Source organism: Bradyrhizobium frederickii (genome assembly GCF_004570865.1).
GTDB classification, from domain to species: Bacteria; Pseudomonadota; Alphaproteobacteria; order Rhizobiales; family Xanthobacteraceae; genus Bradyrhizobium; species Bradyrhizobium frederickii.
In genome coordinates this window covers 300,375-318,497 of sequence record NZ_SPQS01000001.1, presented here as the reverse complement: position 1 = coordinate 318,497, position 18,123 = coordinate 300,375, and the positions used below count along the sequence as shown (strand labels likewise).

At 63.6% G+C, this 18,123-nt stretch carries 19 protein-coding genes; 13 read left to right on the top strand and 6 right to left on the bottom strand.

Features of this window, described 5'->3' with window-relative positions; translation table 11 throughout:
• The first annotated feature begins 12 nt into the window (after window positions 1–12).
• Both E4K64_RS01460 and E4K64_RS01455 read left to right on the top strand, forming a co-directional pair.
• A complete protein-coding gene (locus tag E4K64_RS01460; RefSeq protein ID WP_167771737.1) occupies window positions 13–807 on the top strand; it encodes a pentapeptide repeat-containing protein in 795 nt (264 codons plus the stop codon).
• 26 nt (window positions 808–833) lie between these two features.
• Window positions 834–1,181 (top strand): hypothetical protein, encoded by a 348-nt coding sequence (locus E4K64_RS01455; protein WP_135161829.1) that lies wholly within the window; start codon window positions 834–836, stop codon window positions 1,179–1,181.
• Between the two features lie 149 nt (window positions 1,182–1,330).
• Here the strand turns inward: E4K64_RS01455 and E4K64_RS01450 are convergent, their stop codons facing one another.
• From E4K64_RS01450 to lanM, 5 genes are all read right to left on the bottom strand, one after another.
• Window positions 1,331–1,540: a hypothetical protein gene (locus E4K64_RS01450; RefSeq protein WP_135161828.1), complete on the bottom strand. Its 210-nt coding sequence runs from the start codon at window positions 1,538–1,540 to the stop codon at window positions 1,331–1,333.
• Between the two features lie 180 nt (window positions 1,541–1,720).
• Window positions 1,721–2,626 (bottom strand): DUF6662 family protein, encoded by a 906-nt coding sequence (locus tag E4K64_RS01445; RefSeq protein WP_135161827.1) that lies wholly within the window; start codon window positions 2,624–2,626, stop codon window positions 1,721–1,723.
• Window positions 2,627–2,650: 24 nt separating this feature from the next.
• Window positions 2,651–2,731 (bottom strand): pyrroloquinoline quinone precursor peptide PqqA, encoded by an 81-nt coding sequence (gene pqqA, locus E4K64_RS01440; protein WP_008562446.1) that lies wholly within the window; start codon window positions 2,729–2,731, stop codon window positions 2,651–2,653.
• Between the two features lie 227 nt (window positions 2,732–2,958).
• A complete protein-coding gene (locus E4K64_RS01435) occupies window positions 2,959–3,297 on the bottom strand; it encodes a hypothetical protein (RefSeq protein WP_135161826.1) in 339 nt (112 codons plus the stop codon).
• Window positions 3,298–3,424: 127 nt separating this feature from the next.
• Window positions 3,425–3,817 carry a lanmodulin LanM gene (gene lanM, locus E4K64_RS01430; RefSeq protein ID WP_135161825.1) on the bottom strand — a complete coding sequence of 131 codons (393 nt, stop codon included), beginning with the start codon at window positions 3,815–3,817 and terminating at the stop codon, window positions 3,425–3,427.
• Between the two features lie 322 nt (window positions 3,818–4,139).
• Here lanM and E4K64_RS01425 point away from each other — a divergent pair, with 322 nt between their 5' ends.
• The 5 genes from E4K64_RS01425 to E4K64_RS01405 all read left to right on the top strand — a co-directional run bounded on the left by E4K64_RS01425 (window position 4,140) and on the right by E4K64_RS01405 (window position 8,805).
• Window positions 4,140–5,804 (top strand): methanol/ethanol family PQQ-dependent dehydrogenase, encoded by a 1,665-nt coding sequence (locus tag E4K64_RS01425; RefSeq protein WP_135161824.1) that lies wholly within the window; start codon window positions 4,140–4,142, stop codon window positions 5,802–5,804.
• A gap of 11 nt (window positions 5,805–5,815) precedes the next feature.
• Window positions 5,816–6,172, top strand: a complete 357-nt coding sequence (locus tag E4K64_RS01420) for a c-type cytochrome (protein ID WP_135161823.1) — start codon at window positions 5,816–5,818, stop codon at window positions 6,170–6,172.
• A complete protein-coding gene (locus E4K64_RS01415; RefSeq protein WP_135161822.1) occupies window positions 6,169–7,101 on the top strand; it encodes a type 2 periplasmic-binding domain-containing protein in 933 nt (310 codons plus the stop codon). Before E4K64_RS01420 ends, E4K64_RS01415 begins: the two co-directional genes overlap by 4 nt.
• A 159-nt stretch (window positions 7,102–7,260) precedes the next feature.
• On the top strand, window positions 7,261–8,262 hold the full coding sequence (locus E4K64_RS01410; protein WP_135161821.1) for a tripartite tricarboxylate transporter substrate binding protein: 1,002 nt from the start codon (window positions 7,261–7,263) through the stop codon (window positions 8,260–8,262).
• Between the two features lie 117 nt (window positions 8,263–8,379).
• Window positions 8,380–8,805 (top strand): hypothetical protein, encoded by a 426-nt coding sequence (locus E4K64_RS01405; RefSeq protein WP_135161820.1) that lies wholly within the window; start codon window positions 8,380–8,382, stop codon window positions 8,803–8,805.
• Window positions 8,806–8,959: 154 nt separating this feature from the next.
• Here E4K64_RS01405 and E4K64_RS01400 read toward each other — a convergent pair whose 3' ends face one another.
• Window positions 8,960–9,928, bottom strand: a complete 969-nt coding sequence (locus E4K64_RS01400) for a helix-turn-helix domain-containing protein (protein WP_126255566.1) — start codon at window positions 9,926–9,928, stop codon at window positions 8,960–8,962.
• Window positions 9,929–10,442: 514 nt separating this feature from the next.
• On the opposite strand from E4K64_RS01400, the gene xoxF5 reads away from it, so the two are divergent.
• The 6 genes from xoxF5 to E4K64_RS01365 all read left to right on the top strand — a co-directional run bounded on the left by xoxF5 (window position 10,443) and on the right by E4K64_RS01365 (window position 18,105).
• Window positions 10,443–12,248 carry a lanthanide-dependent methanol dehydrogenase XoxF5 gene (xoxF5, locus tag E4K64_RS01395; RefSeq protein ID WP_135161818.1) on the top strand — a complete coding sequence of 602 codons (1,806 nt, stop codon included), beginning with the start codon at window positions 10,443–10,445 and terminating at the stop codon, window positions 12,246–12,248.
• Window positions 12,249–12,358: 110 nt separating this feature from the next.
• Entirely contained in the window at window positions 12,359–12,850 is a 492-nt protein-coding gene (locus E4K64_RS01390; RefSeq protein ID WP_135162064.1) for a c-type cytochrome, methanol metabolism-related, read from the top strand.
• Window positions 12,851–12,910: 60 nt separating this feature from the next.
• Complete coding sequence (locus tag E4K64_RS01385) at window positions 12,911–14,020, top strand: S-(hydroxymethyl)glutathione dehydrogenase/class III alcohol dehydrogenase (RefSeq protein ID WP_135161817.1); 1,110 nt, start codon at window positions 12,911–12,913, stop codon at window positions 14,018–14,020.
• Between the two features lie 32 nt (window positions 14,021–14,052).
• A complete protein-coding gene (gene gfa / locus E4K64_RS01380; RefSeq protein WP_135161816.1) occupies window positions 14,053–14,616 on the top strand; it encodes an S-(hydroxymethyl)glutathione synthase in 564 nt (187 codons plus the stop codon).
• A gap of 722 nt (window positions 14,617–15,338) precedes the next feature.
• The gene (locus E4K64_RS01370) at window positions 15,339–15,791 is read left to right on the top strand and encodes a (2Fe-2S)-binding protein (protein WP_126255883.1); all 453 of its coding nucleotides are present in this window, start codon (window positions 15,339–15,341) and stop codon (window positions 15,789–15,791) included.
• A gap of 1 nt (window position 15,792) precedes the next feature.
• Window positions 15,793–18,105 (top strand): xanthine dehydrogenase family protein molybdopterin-binding subunit, encoded by a 2,313-nt coding sequence (locus E4K64_RS01365; protein ID WP_135161815.1) that lies wholly within the window; start codon window positions 15,793–15,795, stop codon window positions 18,103–18,105.
• Window positions 18,106–18,123 lie beyond the last annotated feature (18 nt).

Here is an 18,123-nt window from a genome sequence, read left to right as displayed (position 1 = left end):
CGGAGTCTGCTGATGAAGCGAAGGATCGCCCTGACGGCACTTGGCCTTGCTCTGCTCGCGACGACGACGCGCGCGCAGGACATGATGCGCGATCTCGATCTGACGTCACCCGCCATGGTCTCCGCCGAGATGAGCCGGCAGGAGGTCGAGGCCGCGCTGGCCAGAGCGAGCGCCGGCACACCCGCCGATTTGACCGGCAAGCGGTTATCGGGGCTCGATCTCAGTGGTCTCGACCTCGCCAACGCAAGTCTCCGTACGGCACGGCTCAACAAGACGAAACTCGCCGGTGCCCGGCTTGATGGGGCGATCCTCGATCAGGCGTGGCTGCTGGAGGCAGATCTCACGGGCGCGAGTCTGAAGGGCGCCAGTTTGTTCGCGTCACAGATGGTACGTGCTCGCCTCGACGGCGCCGATCTGACTGGTGCGCGCATCACGGCAGATCTCACCGGCGCGAGCATGGTCGGCACGTCGATCGCGGATGCGCATCTCGGTGCCGACATGCGCAACCAGTCAATGGGGCTGATGCGCGCGGTGCTGAGATCCGCCAATATGGATCGACTGAACGCGCGCAACGCCGATTTGTCACGCGTCGACCTTGAATTCGCGGTCCTCAGGGGCGCCGACCTGAGCGGCGCATCGCTGAAAAACGCCCAACTCGGCGGAGCCGATCTGACCGGCGCCATCGTCGTCGACGCCGATTTCGACGGCGCCGATCTCGCCTCGGCGAAGCTGATCGCGCCGATCGGCCTTGACCGCGCCAAAAATTTCGACAAGGCAAAGAACCGCGAACGCCTGATCAGGGAATGACGGCGCGCCTGTGGGAGGACTGCTTGATGCGTTGGGTACTTGCATTGATCGCGTTGTCGACGCTTGCCGGCGACGCCGCCGCGCAGGCCAAGGGCAAGGGCATCAGGCTCTGGAACCTGACGATGGAGACGATCTCCGGATTCCAGCTCTCACCGGCCGGCAAGACCGACTGGGGCCCGAACCAATGCCTGAACGACAAGGACAAGGAGGTCGACCACGACGAGCGGCTACGCATCACCGGCGTCGAGCCCGGCCGCTACGACGCCAAGGTCGGCTATCCCAACGGACGCCAATGTGTGGTCCGCGACATCGAGATCAGGGCCGACGCAGTGTTCTCGATCGCCGACAAGGATTTGAAGGACTGCACCAAATAGCTACCCCCTTCATGGTGAGGAGCGCGAAGCGCGTCTCGAACCATGAAGGCCCGGCTGATGCAGCTCGACCTCGATCCTTCGAGACGCCGCTACGCGGCCCTCCAGGATGAGGGGCTTGCCCGTGACTCGGCCCGATCAACGCCCGAGGCTCACGCCTTGTCGTTCGGGTGCGGATATTCGCAGCGCCACCGCACCGCCTGCCACTTCGGATGCTCCCCGACCCATTGCGCGATATAGGGCGGCGCGGCCATCGCACATTGCCGCGGCGACCCAGCATAGCTGAACATCAAATGCTGCTCCTCGCAGGTCGCCGGCGAGAGTACCGCACACACAGTCACCACCAGGTCAATCGGGCTCATGCCGGGATCCTCTCGCAAGGGCGATCAAGATTAGCACAAAGAGCTACGCTCGATGGAGGGGTAAGTTTCAATTTTGCGGGGGGAATGAGCTGGAACTGGCTCAGTCAGTTCGCTGCTGGCGAAACGCAAAACGCCGCCACATCGTCATGGCCGGGCTTGTCCCGGCCATGACGCCTCCTTCTAGAAGTTCACCCCGAACACCATCCGGGCCTGGTGGCGTTCGAAATTGACGAGGTCGAGATTTCCGCCCGATCCGGCTGGACGGCCCCAGGCCTGCGTGCTCCAGCTCAAGGTCAGCCGTGAGCGCTCGGACAATTGGAAATAAGCGGTCGGGCCGACGAACAGGGCCTGGCCCGAAAGCTCGCCAAGGCCGATCCCCTCATATTGCCGGAAGTAGCGCAGCTCCCCGCCGAGCAGCACGTTGGACCGCACACGCACGAGGCCGGCCAACGCCGCCCCGATCGTCGAGCTCTTCTCGGACACGCCCGCCACCTCGAAGCGCGCCCATTCCGGTTGATAGATCAGGTTGAGAGCGCCGATGGCGAAGTTCGGAATGAGTTCGCGGTCGAATGCCAGCGTGAATTCGGTGCCGTACATCCGCCCTTTCGCGCCGCTGGTCTCATCGATGCGGTCGCCATGGAGCTCGGCGGCGATGGTGAGGCCGAACGGCGCACGCGCGCGGTCGAGCAGGCGGTAGCGCAGATCGAGCGAGGCGCCTTGAAAATTGAACTGGCGGCGGTCGTCGATATCGGGGACGCCGGTGATGTCGTGCAAGCTCGCGGTGCCGCCGACCTCGATGCGGAAGTTCGGCAGCGGCACGACTTCGATTTCGAATTCGTTCTCGAGGGCGCGATATCTGCCGCCGCCCTTGCCGAAGCGCCCCGTGGTCTGGTTCTGGAATTCGCGCTCGCCGGGATTGCCGACATCGGTGCCGATCATGAAGCCGAAGATGTGCTCGGTATCGAAGCCATCCTCGGCATGCACATGCGCCGGTGTCAGCGCGACCGCGCAGGCAGCAATAGTCCAGAAGCTGTTGGCTCTCGCGCGCATTCCCGACACTACCACGGCTTCGACGGCGTTTGCCATCGAAGCCGCGGCAGGTCGTCAGTCTTACTTGCGCGAAGCGCAGGCGTACATGTTGATTTCCATGCCGACCGGCACTTCCACGATCTTCGGAGCTTTCCAAGCCATTCGGGTCTCCCCAAGGTATTGAGCGCGACATCGCGCGGCGCAAAACCTAGGGCTGCCTCAGATGCAGTTCAAGCCTCGATTCGGCTGCGGAGCGCGTCTGTGTCGATTCTTCGCGGCTGCATTTCTCTCTCGGACAAAGCCAGTTCTCTCTTGGTCAAGCACGACCTGCGGAGACGCTGGCTGTGCGACGCCCCGCGCGTCGAATCGACACCAACGACACCGCGCCGTCAGCAGTCCTTGTCGGCCATTGCCGAGCCGCTCGGCTTGGCGCCTTCGGCCCGCTGAGCCGCCGTCGGCTCGCTCTGCATTTGCCGCTGCGCATCTTCGGACGACGCCGGCGTTTCGCCGCTGGCACGATTCATCGTGCTGGTCGGCGGATGCTGGCTGGAGTCGCCGGCCGAACCGGACGAGTGCGATTGCGCTGCGCCCACGGTGACCGGACCAGAGCCAGCATCCTTGTCGGTGCTGGCGCTGCCCGTGTTGCACGGGCCGGCGACGGCGAGGCCGGCGCTCAGAGTCAGGATTGCGCAGGCGGCAAGAACGGAATGTTTCGTGTTCATCTGCATCTCCTCTTCTCCCGCCGCGCGGCCCCGGCGCCGGCCAGGATATCGCGGAGAGAACAGACCGAGCTGCCCGATGTTCCGAGCGACGGCTCGCAAAAAGCCGCACTCACGTTTGTTCCGATTGTCCCGCTCAGCGCAACAATCGCACAAGCGCGCGGCCGGCACGCGAGTTCAGCTCCTTCGTATCCAGCGTTCCATCCTTGTCGGGGTTGGCCGCATTGAAGCGCTGCTCGACCACGGACAGGTATTCGTCGAGCGTCAGTGTCCCGTCGCGGTCGGGATCGGCGGCGGCGAGCTCTTTCGCCGTCAACCGTCCGCGCAATTCGCGCGCATCGAGCGTGCCGTCGCGATCCGGATCGAGCTTTGCGAACAATCCGGCCGCCGCCTTCTTGACCTCGGCCAGATCGAGCGTGCCGTCGTTGTCGGTATCGAACAATTTGACCGCATTGCCGGAGGCCGGCCACGCCGGACCGGACAACAACGCCATCGAGAGCGCAAGTGCAACTGAGCGACGCGAAATCATCAAGACCTCCAGATAAAGAGCCCCGGTGCGGGCCAGCAACGAGTTAAATCCGCAAGCGGGTCTGGTTCAAGTCCGGAATTACAACTTACGCGCGCCACAACTCACGAATCCCCGCGGCTCGGCCAGCCCCCTGGATCGGAGCTGCATTGCGGCGCGGAATTTCCCCAGCGTCTCTGCACAAATCGGCCGGTTTCCATGAGGTGACCGGCTATTGCATTCGCCGATATCGGCACGACACTTGCGACTTTCGTATTGACGCGTTTTTGTTTCCGACGGAGTGTTAGTGCCGCAGCGTCAAAGGCGCGCATATTGGGAGGGACGGATGAAACGCTTTGCGATGGCCGCGGGCCTCGTCATGCTTGCATCGACGTGTGCAAGCGCACAGACCACCGAGCAACTGGTCAAGGGCGCGACTGATACATCGAACGTTCTCAATTACGGGATGGGCTACAATCTGCAGCGCTTCTCGACGCTGAACCAGATCAACAAGGACACCGTCAAGAACCTCGTCCCGGTCTGGAATTATTCCTTCAACGACGATCGCAGCGAGGAATCGCAGCCGCTGGTGTACCAGGGCGTGATCTACGTGACCTCGCACAATGCGACCATGGCGGTCGACGCCAAGACCGGCAAGCAGATCTGGAAAACCAAGGTCGAATATCCCGCCGAGACACCCCGAATCGTCTGCTGCGGCATCATCAATCGCGGCGTCGCAATCCACGAAGGCAAATTGTTTCGTACGACGCTCGACGCCCACGTGATCGCGCTCGACGCCAAGACCGGCAAGGAATTGTGGCGGCAGAAGGCGGCCGACTTCAAGGAAGGCTATTCGATGACGGTCGCCCCGCTGGTTGCCGACGGCGTCGTCATCACCGGCATCTCCGGCGCCGAGTTCGGCACGCGCGGCTTCATCGACGGCTGGGAGCCCGCGACGGGTAAGCACCTCTGGCGCACCCATTCGATCCCCTCGCCGGAGGAGCCCGGCGGTGACACCTGGAAGGGTGACACCTGGAAGCTCGGCGGCGGCTCGACCTGGATCACGGGCTCTTACGATCCGGAACTGAACACGATCTATTGGGGCATCGGCAATCCCGGCCCGTTCAATTCTGCTGTCCGGCCCGGTGACAATCTCTACACCTGCTCGGTGCTGGCGCTGGATCCGAAGACCGGCAAGATCAAGTGGCACTACCAGTTCTCGCCGAACAATCCGTTCGACTACGACGCCGTCGCAGAGATGGTGCTCGCCGACATGACGATCGAGGGCAAGCCGACCAAGGCGCTGCTGAATGCCAACCGCAACGGCTTCTTCTACGTGCTCGACCGCACCAACGGGAAGCTGCTCGCGGCCAATCCGTACGTGAAGGTCAACTGGGCGACCGGGATCGACATGAAGACCGGACGTCCGATCGAGACCGACATTTCCAAGGACGCCCGCGAGGGCAAGAAAGTGACGGTCTATCCGTCCATCCTCGGCGGCAAAAATTGGGAGCCGATGTCGTTCAATCCGCAAACTGGCCTCGCCTATGCCAATACGCTCGCCTTCGGCGGCAGGTACAAGACCGAGCCCGTCACCTACAAGCAGGGTGAATGGTATCTCGGCATGGATCTGACCGACCTCTGGGAGTACGGGGACGGGCCGCGCGGTCATCTCAAGGCCATCGATCCCATGACCGGCAAATCGAAGTGGGAAGCGCCGAGCGACATTCCGCGCTTCTCGGGCGTGCTGTCGACGGCCGGGGGCGTCGTGTTCTCAGGCGCACTGACCGGCGAGTTCGAGGCCTTCGACGCCGATACCGGCAAGAAGCTCTGGCAGTTCCAGACCGGCTCCGGCATCGAGGGACAGCCCGTGACCTGGCAGCAGGATGGCGTACAGTATGTCGCCGTGACGAGCGGCTATGGCGGCGTCTACTCACTGTTCTCCGGCGACGAGCGGTTGGCTCAGGTGCCGCCCGGCGGCTCGCTCTGGGTCTTTGCAGTCAAGCAGTAACCACGGCTGCGATGCTGAAACTGATCTCTCACAAGACGGTGGCGAGCCTCGCCACCGTCGCGGTGCTGACGGTCGCGCTTGCGGCGACCGTTCGTGCCGCGGACGACGCGAACGGCAATCCAGTGCAGGCTCAGATCGACCATGGCAAGTCGACCTATGCCTCGAAATGCTCGCACTGCCACGGCCCCAATCTGATGAACTCTGGTACAGTCACGCCGGACCTGCGCGCCATTCCCGACGACAAGGCGCGCTTCGTCACCACGGTGAAGAACGGCAAGAACAACAAGATGCCGCCCTGGGGCGACATCCTTTCAGACGACGAGATCGGGAATCTCTGGGCGTTCGTCTCCAGCCGGAGAAAGCCATGAGACGCCTCTCCATCTGGAGCGTCGCGGCGATCCTCTTGGCAGCGCCTCTCGTTGCGAGCGCGGTCGCCGCCGAGGATCCGCTCAAGATATGTCTCGATGAAGACCGGCCGCCGCTGTCGGTGCATCGAAAGGGCAAGCCGGATGCCGGCTTCGACGTGCTGCTGGCGCAGGCCGTGGCCGAACGCCTGCGACGGCCGCTCGCGATACAATGGTTCGAGAGCAGGCTCGATGAGGATTCCAGCCCGCAGCTCGAGGCCAATGCGCTGCTCTCGGATGGGCGCTGCTCCCTCGTCGGCAGCTACGCGCTGACGCAGGATTCGCTCGTCGTGCCGGGGATGAAGACGGCCCGCCTGCCGGGTTTCGCCGGGGCCACGCGCGACGATCGGCGGCGTCGCGTCGCGCTGGGCGTGCTCGCGCCAAGCCAGCCCTACATCTATTCGCCGATGACGGTGGTGCTGGGGCCGAAGGCCAAGGGCCGCAAGATCGGCGACATCGGCGATCTCGCCGGGCTTCGCCTGGCCATCGAAAGCGGCTCGCTCGGCGACGCCATCCTGATGACCTTCGACAAGGGGCGGCTGATCGACAGTATCACCCATCTCGTCCCCGGCCGCGACGATCTCCTGGGCGCTCTCGAGCGCGGCGACCATGACGCGACCCTGATCGATCTTGCCCGCTTCGATGCCCACCGCGCCGCGCACCCTGACACGGCGATCACGGCGTCCGGCTACTATTACCCGATCGGAGCCAATCGCGGCTATGTCGGGCTGGCCAGCGATGGCGCGCTGATCGAGGCCGTCAACAAGGCACTGACGGAGCTCGCCGCTGAGGGCAAGATCGCCGAATTCGGCAAGCAGGCCGGCCTCTCCTATCTGCCGCCGCGCGAGCCCGCCATTCTGGGCGACGTCTGGACCAAGATCATTCAGCGGTGACTGGAATGGCCGGGTCTGCCGGCAGCGCTGCGTCCGGGGCACGAACGCCGTGCTCGCCAAGTCACACCCCTGTCCGACGGAATGCGCCAATCTGTCTCGCCTGACGCCCATGGCAGCGCCGGCCGGGTGCAGTACCCTGCCCGGAATCGGGAGAGAATCATGTCCAAGAAAATCGATCGCCGCCACTTCATCGCCGCCGGAGCCGGCGCATTCGCGATGCCTTTCGTCTCGCGCAGCGCCTCGGCGCAAGCTGCATCACAAGGCGCCTGGCCAACGCGGCAGATTCGCATGATTTGCAGCTATCCCGCCGGCGGGCAGACCGACCTGCTCGCGCGCGCCTATGGCGAATTCATCTCCAAGCAGGTCGGCAAGACCGTGGTCGTCGAGAACAAGCCCGGCGCTTCCGGCGCGATCGGCACGGCGGAGGTCGCCCGCGCCGAGCCCGACGGCCACACCATCCTGTGCTCGATCTCGACCACCTACATCATGAACCGGGTGGTGATGAAGAATCCCGGCTACGACATGGACAAGGATCTGACGCTCGTCAGCGTCATTCCGGGCGCCGGCCTGTTGCTGGTGGCCAACCCGAAGACCGGGGTCAAGACGCTGGAGGATTTCGTCGCCTTCGCGCGCAAGAGCGGCAAGGTGAATTTCGGCACCTACAGCGCAGGCTCGGCCCCGCACATGACGATCAACGAGCTCAACAAGCAGTACGGTCTCAACATCGAGCCGATCCATTACCGCGGCGAGGCCCCGATGTGGACCGGGATGCTCGAAGGCACGCTCGATGTCGCCATGGGAAGCTACACGGCTGCCCAGTCGGTCCTGCAAAGCGATCGCGGCACCGTATTCGCGGTGCATTCGAAGAAGGTCGACGCGATCCCGACCATCAAGACCCTTCCGGAGCAGGGCGCGACGTCGAAATTCTTCACCGTCAGCGGCTTTTCGGGTTGGGCTGTGCCCAAGGCAACGCCGCAGGCCGTCGTCGACCGCCTGGCGGAGCTCTGCGTCGCGGCCAACAAGGATCCAAAAGTGAAGGAGGTTCTCGCGACCTTCGTGCTCGAGCCCGCCATCGGCTTCAAGGAGACCAACGAGCTCTATCAACGCGAATTGCCGATCTGGATCGAGAGTGCGAAGTCCCTCGGCCTCGAGCCGGCCTGAGTCTCCCGGCCGGCGCCGGTCGCCCTTTCGCGGCCCGGCCTTCGACCAAAGCCTAGTGCCGGACACGCATTTTGCCGCTATGATTGCCCGCCTCTGCGGACAACAAGGGCCGATCGCATGATACCGGATGCAGTCGCCGTCGCTGTTATGATCATCCTGCTCTTTCCGATGGGCTATTTCACGCTTGCCTCGCCCGCCTTCCTGCTGGTGAAGCTCGATATCCCGCCCGTCGCGCAGCTGTTGCGCGGAATGTTCAACGCCCATTTTCTGGTGATGCGCGTTGCCGGACTCATCGCGACGGTGGCTTTGCTGCTCGATGGTCGCCCGCTCGCCGCGATCGGCGTTGGCCTGCTTGCAGCTCTCGCGATCGGCGGGCGCCGCTGGTTCTTGCAGCGGATGGACGAACAGCTCAGCGCCAGCGAAGCTGGCGACACCAGTGCCGCGGCTCGGCTGCGCCGGCTGCATTGGAGCGGAATGCTCTGCAACGCCGTGCTGCTTGCCGCTCTCCTGGCCAGCATTCCCTATATTTCCGCGTCGGCGTGAGCGGCATTTGGTCCGTCGAGCGACGTGATCGCCGCAGCGGCTTCGGCATCGTCTGATCTAAAGCATGATCCGGAAAAGTGCGCAGCGGTTTTCCGGATCATGCTTAAACAACAACCTAAAGCGCGATGACGACTCATCCTAATCGCATCGCGCTTTAGTGCTCGTTCGAGTTCGCCGCGCTCTGCTGCGCCTTGTGGATCGAGGACGGCACCACACCGAAGTATTTCCGGAACACGCGGCTGAAATGCGATGAGCTGGAGAAGCCCCAGGAGAACGCGACGTCGGTGATGGTCTTGCCGGCGTGAGCCTCGAGCTCCTGGCGGCAGTTCTGCAACCGCGCCTGCCAGATGTAGTCGCTCACCGTGGTGCCGCGCTCCGAGAACAGCATGTGCAGATAGCGCTTGGAGCAGCCGAGCTCGGCGGAGATCTGGTCGATGCACAGATCCGGATCGCGCAGATGCTCGCGGATGAAGAACTGCGCGCGCACATACATCGCTTCGGGCCCGACCCGGTCGAACATCGTGTCGGCTTCGCGCAGCGGCAGCAGCAGCAGGTCGATCAGCGAATCGGCGACGCCGACCGCGCTGTTCGCCGACAGCTTGGCCGCTTCGTCGAAGGTCGCATGGACGAAATCGTGCGCGATCCGCCCCGTGCCCGTCTTCGCCGACAGCTTGCAGGCCGGCATCCGCTGCGAGGGGAAGCCGCGGTCGCGCAGCAGCGCCTTCGGCACGATCACCACGTCGTGACGCGTGAAGGCCGGGCTGATGATCGAATGCGGGCAGGAGACGTCATAGGCGATGATATCGCCGGGGTTGATCTCGATGTGGCGGCCTTCCTGTTCGAAATAAGACACGCCGTAGGTCTGGAAGTGAATCTTGATGTAGGGGTGCTCATTGGCCTTGGCGCGCGCCAGCGTATGCGCGATGCGATGCTGGCTCACCTCGATCTGGCAGAGCTTCAGGCGCGAGACGCTCGTGTAGTCGATGCGGCCTTCGAGCGAGGACGCTTCCAGCGGATCGACATCGAAATGCCCGCACAGGCTCGTCAGCCCGTCGATCCAGCTCTGGATCTGGCGCTTCGGCGTCATACCGGTCGTCGAGAGCGTGTGAATGGTGTCGGACATCAATCCAGCCACTGTTTTGATCCGGAGATTCGACGCGAATCGCGACCAGCGCTTGCTGAAGCCCTCAGCCGTGATTGCGTGACGTTTACCTCGAACTTGAGCGGTCTGTTGGCACGAGCGCCATCGTTCCATTGCCACCCTTGAAAGTTAATCCTCCGCCTTAGTTGCAGCGCCGTCAAGGGGAACCTGAGCGTTGAGAGCGGCCCCAAGCCGCGCGGAAGCCGCTGAATTCGCTACTGCAAAATCAAATTCTTTTCCGCCGTGCGCTGTCGAGCAAACCGGCTTCTCTCTTGGGCAAGTTTCCCGATGACGAAGTCGTTAGGGATTGCGGCAGGAACAACAAGAACGGGCCGCTCCTGCACGTGGACCCGTGGCTCTCATCAGGAGGAGGAAACAGCACAGCATCGTTTCTGGTCCCAATCGTGACCGCCCTGCACGAGCAGACGCCGGACGAGAAGCCCGGTGAATCGATTTTGCTTCGGAAACAATAAACGAGACCAACGGAGGAATGACTATGCGCAAGGTGCTACTGGCGACCTTTCTTGGCTCAGCGGCGGCTCTCGCCGTCGGGAGCGCGTCCGCCAATGACGAGCTGATCAAGATGTCGCAGAACCCGAAAGACTGGGTGATGCCGGCCGGCGATTACGCCAATACCCGCTATTCCAAGCTCAACCAGATCAACGCCCAGAACGTAGGCAAGCTCCAGGTAGCCTGGACGTTCTCGACCGGCGTGCTGCGCGGCCACGAAGGCGGCCCGCTGATCATCGGCAACATGATGTACGTCCACACCCCGTTCCCGAACAAGGTCTACGCCATTGACCTTTCGCAGGAGAACAAGATCGTCTGGAAGTACGAGCCGAAGCAGGATCCGAACGTCATCCCCGTGATGTGCTGCGACACGGTTAACCGCGGCCTGGCCTACGGCGACGGCAAGATCTTCCTGCATCAGGCCGACACCACCCTCGTCGCACTCGATGTCAAGACGGGTCAGGTGGCGTGGACCGCCAAGAACGGCGATCCCGGCAAGGGCGAGACCGGCACATCGGCACCGTTGGTCGTGAAGGACAAGGTGCTGGTCGGCATCTCCGGCGGCGAATTCGGCGTTCAGGCCCACCTGACCGCCTACGACATCAAGACCGGCAAGCAGGCATGGCGCGGATATTCGGAAGGACCGGACGACCAGATTCTGGTCGATGCCGAGAAGACCACCGCGCTCGGCAAGCCGATCGGCAAGGACTCGAGCCTCAAGACCTGGCAAGGCGATCAGTGGAAGATCGGCGGCGGCGCCACCTGGGGCTGGATCTCCTACGATCCCGAGCTGAACCTGATCTATTACGGCTCGGGCAATCCCTCGACCTGGAACCCGAAGCAGCGTCCCGGCGACAACAAATGGTCGATGACGGTCTGGGCGCGCAATCCGGACACCGGCCTCGCCAAGTGGGTCTACCAGATGACGCCTCATGACGAATGGGACTATGACGGCGTCAACGAGATGATCCTCTCGGATCAGTCGATCAACGGCCAGCCGCGCAAGCTGCTGACGCATTTCGACCGCAACGGCCTCGCCTACACCATGGACCGCGCCACCGGCGAACTGCTGGTCGCCGAAAAGTACGATCCGAAGGTGAACTGGACCTCCGGCGTCGACATGGACAAGAACTCGCCGACCTACGGCCGTCCGAAGGTGGTCACCCAGTATTCGACGGAAGCGGGCGGAGAGGACAAGAACACGAAGGGCATCTGCCCGGCCGCGCTCGGCACCAAGGACGAGCAGCCGGCAGCCTACTCGCCGGACACGCAGCTGTTCTACGTTCCGACCAACCACGTCTGCATGGACTACGAGCCGTTCAAGGTGAGCTACACCGCGGGCCAGCCCTATGTGGGTGCGACGCTCTCGATGTATCCGCCTCCGGGTGAAACCCACATGGGCAACTTCATCGCCTGGGACGGCAAGACCGGCAAGATCGTCTGGTCGAACAAGGAGCAGTTCTCGGTCTGGTCGGGTGCACTCGCAACCGCCGGCGGAGTGGTGTTCTACGGCACGCTCGAAGGCTACCTGAAGGCGGTCGACGCCAAGACCGGCAAGGAGCTCTACAAGTTCAAGACTCCCTCCGGCATCATCGGCAACGTCACCACCTATGAGAATGGCGGCAAGCAGTACGTCGCAGTGCTCTCCGGCGTGGGCGGCTGGGCCGGCATCGGCCTGGCAGCAGGTCTGACCGATCCGACCGCGGGTCTCGGCGCAGTCGGCGGCTACGCGGCCCTCAGCAATTACACGGCACTCGGCGGCACGCTGACCGTGTTCTCGCTGCCGAACTAGGCCCATCAGCATCGCTCCGGCGCGTGGATCAGCTCCACGCGCCGGCTCGTCTCCCCCGGGCTTCTTCGAGGATAAATCTCTTGCGTAAAATCTGCTCTGTCATTGCTGCGATGATCTTGGTTACGTCCGGAGGAATTGCGGTCGCGGACGGTCCGGTCGATCCAGCCGCCGTGAAGAAGGAAGACGACGGAAAGTGGCTCGATAAAGAGGGAACACCGACCTACAAGATTTCGGCCGACGGCACCGTGGACTGGTTCACCTATTCCGGATACCGCCGCTATCACTCCGACTGCCACGTCTGCCATGGACCTGACGGCATGGGCTCCACCTACGCGCCGGCGCTCAAGGATTCCGTCAAGACGATGAGTTACGGCGACTTCCTCGGCGTGGTCGCCTCCGGTCGCAAGAACATCTCGACGGCACAGGAGAACGTCATGCCGGCTTTCGGCGACAATCCGAACGTCGCCTGCTACATGGACGACCTCTACGTCTATCTCCGCGCCCGCTCCACCGAAGCATGGGGCCGGCAGCGTCCCGCCAAGAAGGAGGAGAAGACAGAGGCCTACACCAAGGCGGAAGACGCCTGCATGGGCAAGAAGTGAACGCTACGAGGACTGCCAAGACGACTTACTGGCGTCTTATGAGAATTTGAGGAGCTACCGATGAAGACACGCGCCGCCGTCGCTTTCGAAGCCAAGAAACCGCTCGAGATCGTCGAGGTCGACCTGGAAGGCCCGAAGACCGGCGAAGTCCTGGTCGAGATCAAGGCGACGGGCATCTGCCATACCGACGCCTATACGCTCGACGGCTTCGACAGCGAGGGAATCTTCCCGTCGATCCTGGGGCATGAGGGCGCGGGCATCATCCGCGAGATCGGCCCCGGCGTGACCTCGGTGAAGCCGGGCGACCACGTCATTCCGCTCTACACGCCGGAATGCCGGCAGTGCAAAAGCTGCCTCAGCCAGAAGACCAATCTCTGCACCGCGATTCGCGCGACGCAAGGCAAGGGCGTGATGCCCGACGGCACCAGCCGCTTTTCCTACAAGGGCAAGCCGGTCTACCACTACATGGGTTGCTCGACCTTCTCGAACTTCACCGTGCTGCCGGAGATCGCGGTCGCCAAGATCCGCGAGGACGCCCCCTTCGACAAGAGCTGCTACATCGGCTGCGGCGTCACCACCGGCGTCGGCGCCGTCGTCAACACCGCGAAGGTCACGCCGGGCTCCAACGTGGTCGTGTTCGGCCTCGGCGGCATCGGCCTCAACGTGATCCAGGGCGCTAAGATGGCCGGCGCCGACAAGATCATCGGCGTCGACATCAACGACGCCAAGGAGGATTGGGGCCGCAGGTTCGGCATGACCGAATTCGTCAACCCCAAGAAGGTCACCGGCGACATCGTCCAGCATCTCGTCGGCCTCACCGACGGCGGCGCCGACTACACGTTCGATTGCACCGGCAACACCACGGTGATGCGCCAGGCGCTGGAAGCCTGCCATCGCGGCTGGGGCACATCGATCATCATCGGCGTTGCCGAGTCCGGCAAGGAGATCGCCACCCGCCCGTTCCAGCTCGTCACCGGACGCAACTGGCGCGGCACGGCGTTCGGCGGCGCGCGCGGCCGCACCGACGTGCCGAAGATCGTCGACTGGTACATGAACGGAAAGATCCAGATCGATTCGATGATCACCCACGTGCTCAAGCTCGAGGAGATCAACAAGGGCTTTGACCTCATGCACGAGGGCAAATCCATCCGTTCAGTCGTCGTGTTCTAGCCCGAAACCGTCACCCCAAGGAGGATCGACCCATGACTGTTGCACTCCACCCCTCGATCGACAACGGCCTCAAACAGGGCAGCGGCAGCTTTGCCGGCGGCACGCTCGTCTGCAAATGCAAGGACCATCCGGTCAAGGTCGGCATCAAGGGCGACGTCGCCCACAATCATGCCTGCGGCTGCACCAAGTGCTGGAAGCCGCAAGGCGCGACGTTCTCCGTCGTCGCCGTGGTGCCGCGCCAGAACGTCACCGTGCTCGAGAACGGCGACAAGCTCCAGATCGTCGACCCCTCCGCAGTGATCCAGCGCCACGCGTGCAAGGCCTGCGGCACCCACATGTACGGCCGCATCGAGAACAAGGGCCACCCGTTCTACGGTCTCGATTTCATCCATCCCGAGCTGTTCCAGGAGCAGGGCTCGCAGGCGCCGCAATTCGCCGCCTTCGTCTCCTCCGTGATCGAATCGGGCGTGAAGCCGGAGCAGATGGCGGGCATTCGTGCGCGGTTGAAGGAAATCGGGCTCGAGCCCTATGATTGCCTGTCACCGGCGCTGATGGACGCGATCGCGACCCACGTCGCCAAAGCCAAAGCCGCCTGAGCAGGGCCGCTAAAGCATGATCCGGAAAAGTGCGCAGCGGTTTTCCGAAAAGATCATGCTTAAACAACGACCTAAAGCGCGATGACCATTCATCCTAATCGCACCGCGCTTTAGACGTTCGCCGAACCCCGTCCGCTCGATGGCCCCGACCGGAGCCAGTGAATCGGACGGGCTCGCCCGGGACGATCGCGGCGATGCCGCCGCCTCTGCAACTCGCGCGTCTACGAGGGTGATGAGCTCCCTCAGTCCTGGTCTCTGAATGACTGCGCAGCGCCGCCGACCTCCATCTTGAAGTCCCGGCGCCTGCGTTTCTCCCTCCCTCGACTGAGGCATCCTGCTTCGTCCGTGCAGTCTTGCTGGCGGACGAAGCCTTTTTCGTCGCGCTCCGCGTTTGCGAACGCGACGTGCACGCGGCGCGCTGATGCGCCCTGCTTTTGACAAATCATCGATGCAATCTTTTCCCGGTGAGAACACCCGGCTGTGAATGCCGGGCAGGCGCGATCTTTGCTACGATCGCGCCGTCACGATGCCGCGCGAAATACAATCAATTAAGAACAAACGGGAGGTATCGAACACATCCGGACATCGAGATTCGTATTCCTGCCCCCTGCCGGGATCTGCCCGTGCGGGATCGTGGGCCGGGATGCGACGCAACTGGCATTGCGCCGACCGGCGTCGGCGAGTTTTGAATTTGGCATGCTTACGAAGAGCGAGGGATGACCATGATCAAAGTGAAGATCAACGGACAGGAACAGAGCTGGGACGGCGACCCGGATCTCCCGCTACTCTGGTTCCTGCGTGACGAGGTTGGGCTGACCGGCACCAAGTTCGGTTGCGGGCAGGCTCTGTGCGGCTCCTGCACCGTCATCGTCGACAAGGAAGCGGTGCGCGCCTGCATCACGTCGGTCAACGACGTTGCCGGACGCGAGGTCACGACGATCGAGGGGCTGCATCCGAACGGCGATCATCCGGTGCAAAAGGCCTGGCGCCAGGTCAACGTGCCGCAATGCGGCTTCTGCCAGACCGGGCAGATCATGCAGGCCGCCGCGCTTCTGATGGACAATCCGAAGCCCTCGCATGACCAGATCCGCGAGGCGATGTCCGGCAACATCTGCCGCTGCGGCTGCTACCAGCGCATCGAGAACGCGGTCCATCTCGCATCGACGGGAGTGTGACATGAATTTCATCGACAATCCCGGCAAGCTCCGTGGCTTCGAAAAGAACATCAAGGTCGAGAAGGTCTCGCGCCGCAGCATCCTGAAGGGGCTCGGCATCACCGGCGGTTTCGTGCTCGCCGCCCCCGTGATGTCGCGCCAGGCGCTTGCCTATGAGACCGGTGCCGGCAAGATGCCGCACGGCGTCGTGGTCGATCCGAGAATCTTCGTCTCAGTCGCCCCGGACGGCATCGTCACCATCGTCGGGCACCGATCGGAAATGGGCACCGGCGTGCGCACAAGCCTGCCGCTGATCGTGGCCGAGGAGATGGAAGCCGACTGGTCCAGGGTCAAGGTGCAGCAGGCCCATGGCGACGAGGTGAAGTTCGGCAACCAGGATACCGACGGCTCACGCAGCACGCGGCACTATCTGATCCCGATGCGCCAGATCGGCGCCTCGGCCCGCACCATGCTGGAGCAGGCTGCGGCCAAGCGCTGGGGCGTGCCGGCGACTGAGGTCAAGGCGGTCAATCACGAGGTCGTGCACAGCGCCAGCGGCCGCAAGCTCGGCTTCGGCGAGCTCGCAGCCGACGCCGCCAAGGAATCGGTGCCTGCAATCGAAGGCCTCAAGCTGAAGGACCCCAAGGACTTCCGCTATCTCACCAAGGGCCAGATCGGCATCGTCGATCTGCACGACATCACCACCGGCAAAGCGCGTTACGGCGCCGACGTGCGGCTGCCGGGCATGAAATATGCCGTGATCGCACGCCCGCCGGTGACCGGCGGCAAGCTCGTCTCGTTCGATCCGGAGGCGGCGCTGAAGGTCCCCGGCGTCGAGAAGGTGATGAAGGTTCAAGGCTGGCCGTGGCCGTCGAAGTTCCAGCCGCTCGGGGGCGTCGCCGTGATCGCGCGCAACACCGGCGCGGCCATCAAGGGCCGCGACGCATTGAAGCTGACCTGGGACGACGGCGCCAACGCCAGGTACGACTCGGTCGCCTATCGCAAGGAGCTCGAGGAGGCCTCGCGCAAGCCGGGTCTCGTCGTGCGCAAGGAGGGCGATGCGGAGGCGGCCTTGAAAGGCGCGGACAAGGTCATCGTCGGCGAGTACTACCTCCCGCATCTGGCCCATGTCGCCATGGAGCCGCCGGTCGCGGTCGCCGACATCAAGGGCGACAAGGCCGAGATCTGGGCGCCGGTGCAGAGCCCGGGCGGCACCCGCGAGGACGTCGCCAAGACGCTCGGCATTCCCGAAGGCAATGTCACCGTCAACGTGACCCTGCTCGGCGGCGGGTTCGGCCGCAAGTCGAAATGCGACTTCGCGCTCGAGGCCGCCCTGCTGTCCAAGGAACTCGGTGCCCCCGTGAAGGTGCAGTGGACGCGGGAGGACGACATTCGTAACGGCTTCCTGCACACGGTCTCGGCCGAGCGGATCGAGGCCGGCCTCGACAAGAACGGCAAGGTGATCGCATGGCGCCATCGCAGCGTGGCTCCCAGCATCGCCTCGACCTTTGCCGCCGGAACGGTGCATCAGGCGCCGTTTGAAATCGGCATGGGCCTCGTCGACATGCCGTTCGAGATCGCCAACATCTCCTGCGAGAATCCGGAAGCCGCCGCGCATACCCGCGTCGGCTGGTTCCGCTCGGTCTCGAACATCCCGCGCGCCTTCGCGGTGCAGTCGATGGTCGGCGAAATCGCGCAGGCGACCGGCCGCGACCAGAAAGACATGCTGCTCGAGCTGATCGGCTCGCCCCGCATCGTCAAGCCCAACGTGAAGGACCTCTGGAACTATGGCGAGCCCCAGGACAGCTACCCGATCGACACCGCGCGCTTGCGCAAGGTGGTCGAGCTGGTCGCCGAGAAGGGCGGATGGGGCCGTCAGGTGCCGAAGGGCCACGGTCTCGGCATTGCTGCGCACCGCAGCTTCGTCAGCTACATCGCGACCATCGTCGAGGTCGCCGTCGACGACAAGGGCAAGCTGACGGTGCCAAGGGTCGACACCGCGATCGATTGCGGCACCTATGTCAACCCCGAACGCATCGCCTCGCAGATCGAGGGCGCTGCGATCATGGGGCTGAGCCTCGCCAAATACGGCGAGATCAGCTTCAAGGACGGCAAGGTCCAGCAGAAGAATTTTGATGACTTCCAGGTCATCAGGATGGACGAGTCCCCTGCGGTGACCAACGTCTACATCGTGCCGCCCGGACCCGACACGCCGCCGAGCGGTGTCGGCGAGCCCGGTGTCCCGCCCTTCGCGCCGGCACTGATCAACGCGATCTTCGCTGCGACGGGAAAACGTATCCGGAGCCTGCCGATCGGCAAGCAGCTGGAGGCGTAAGACGGAACAGAAGCGGCC

Coding starts and splice junctions, on each gene's coding strand:
- E4K64_RS01460 (WP_167771737.1), top strand. CDS start 13: ATGAAGCGAAGGATCGCCCTGACGGCACTTGGCCTTGCTCTGCTCGCG.
- E4K64_RS01455 (WP_135161829.1), top strand. CDS start 834: ATGCGTTGGGTACTTGCATTGATCGCGTTGTCGACGCTTGCCGGCGAC.
- E4K64_RS01450 (WP_135161828.1), bottom strand. CDS start 1,540: ATGAGCCCGATTGACCTGGTGGTGACTGTGTGTGCGGTACTCTCGCCG.
- E4K64_RS01445 (WP_135161827.1), bottom strand. CDS start 2,626: ATGGCAAACGCCGTCGAAGCCGTGGTAGTGTCGGGAATGCGCGCGAGA.
- pqqA (WP_008562446.1), bottom strand. CDS start 2,731: ATGGCTTGGAAAGCTCCGAAGATCGTGGAAGTGCCGGTCGGCATGGAA.
- E4K64_RS01435 (WP_135161826.1), bottom strand. CDS start 3,297: ATGCAGATGAACACGAAACATTCCGTTCTTGCCGCCTGCGCAATCCTG.
- lanM (WP_135161825.1), bottom strand. CDS start 3,817: ATGATTTCGCGTCGCTCAGTTGCACTTGCGCTCTCGATGGCGTTGTTG.
- E4K64_RS01425 (WP_135161824.1), top strand. CDS start 4,140: ATGAAACGCTTTGCGATGGCCGCGGGCCTCGTCATGCTTGCATCGACG.
- E4K64_RS01420 (WP_135161823.1), top strand. CDS start 5,816: ATGCTGAAACTGATCTCTCACAAGACGGTGGCGAGCCTCGCCACCGTC.
- E4K64_RS01415 (WP_135161822.1), top strand. CDS start 6,169: ATGAGACGCCTCTCCATCTGGAGCGTCGCGGCGATCCTCTTGGCAGCG.
- E4K64_RS01410 (WP_135161821.1), top strand. CDS start 7,261: ATGTCCAAGAAAATCGATCGCCGCCACTTCATCGCCGCCGGAGCCGGC.
- E4K64_RS01405 (WP_135161820.1), top strand. CDS start 8,380: ATGATACCGGATGCAGTCGCCGTCGCTGTTATGATCATCCTGCTCTTT.
- E4K64_RS01400 (WP_126255566.1), bottom strand. CDS start 9,928: ATGTCCGACACCATTCACACGCTCTCGACGACCGGTATGACGCCGAAG.
- xoxF5 (WP_135161818.1), top strand. CDS start 10,443: ATGCGCAAGGTGCTACTGGCGACCTTTCTTGGCTCAGCGGCGGCTCTC.
- E4K64_RS01390 (WP_135162064.1), top strand. CDS start 12,359: ATGATCTTGGTTACGTCCGGAGGAATTGCGGTCGCGGACGGTCCGGTC.
- E4K64_RS01385 (WP_135161817.1), top strand. CDS start 12,911: ATGAAGACACGCGCCGCCGTCGCTTTCGAAGCCAAGAAACCGCTCGAG.
- gfa (WP_135161816.1), top strand. CDS start 14,053: ATGACTGTTGCACTCCACCCCTCGATCGACAACGGCCTCAAACAGGGC.
- E4K64_RS01370 (WP_126255883.1), top strand. CDS start 15,339: ATGATCAAAGTGAAGATCAACGGACAGGAACAGAGCTGGGACGGCGAC.
- E4K64_RS01365 (WP_135161815.1), top strand. CDS start 15,793: ATGAATTTCATCGACAATCCCGGCAAGCTCCGTGGCTTCGAAAAGAAC.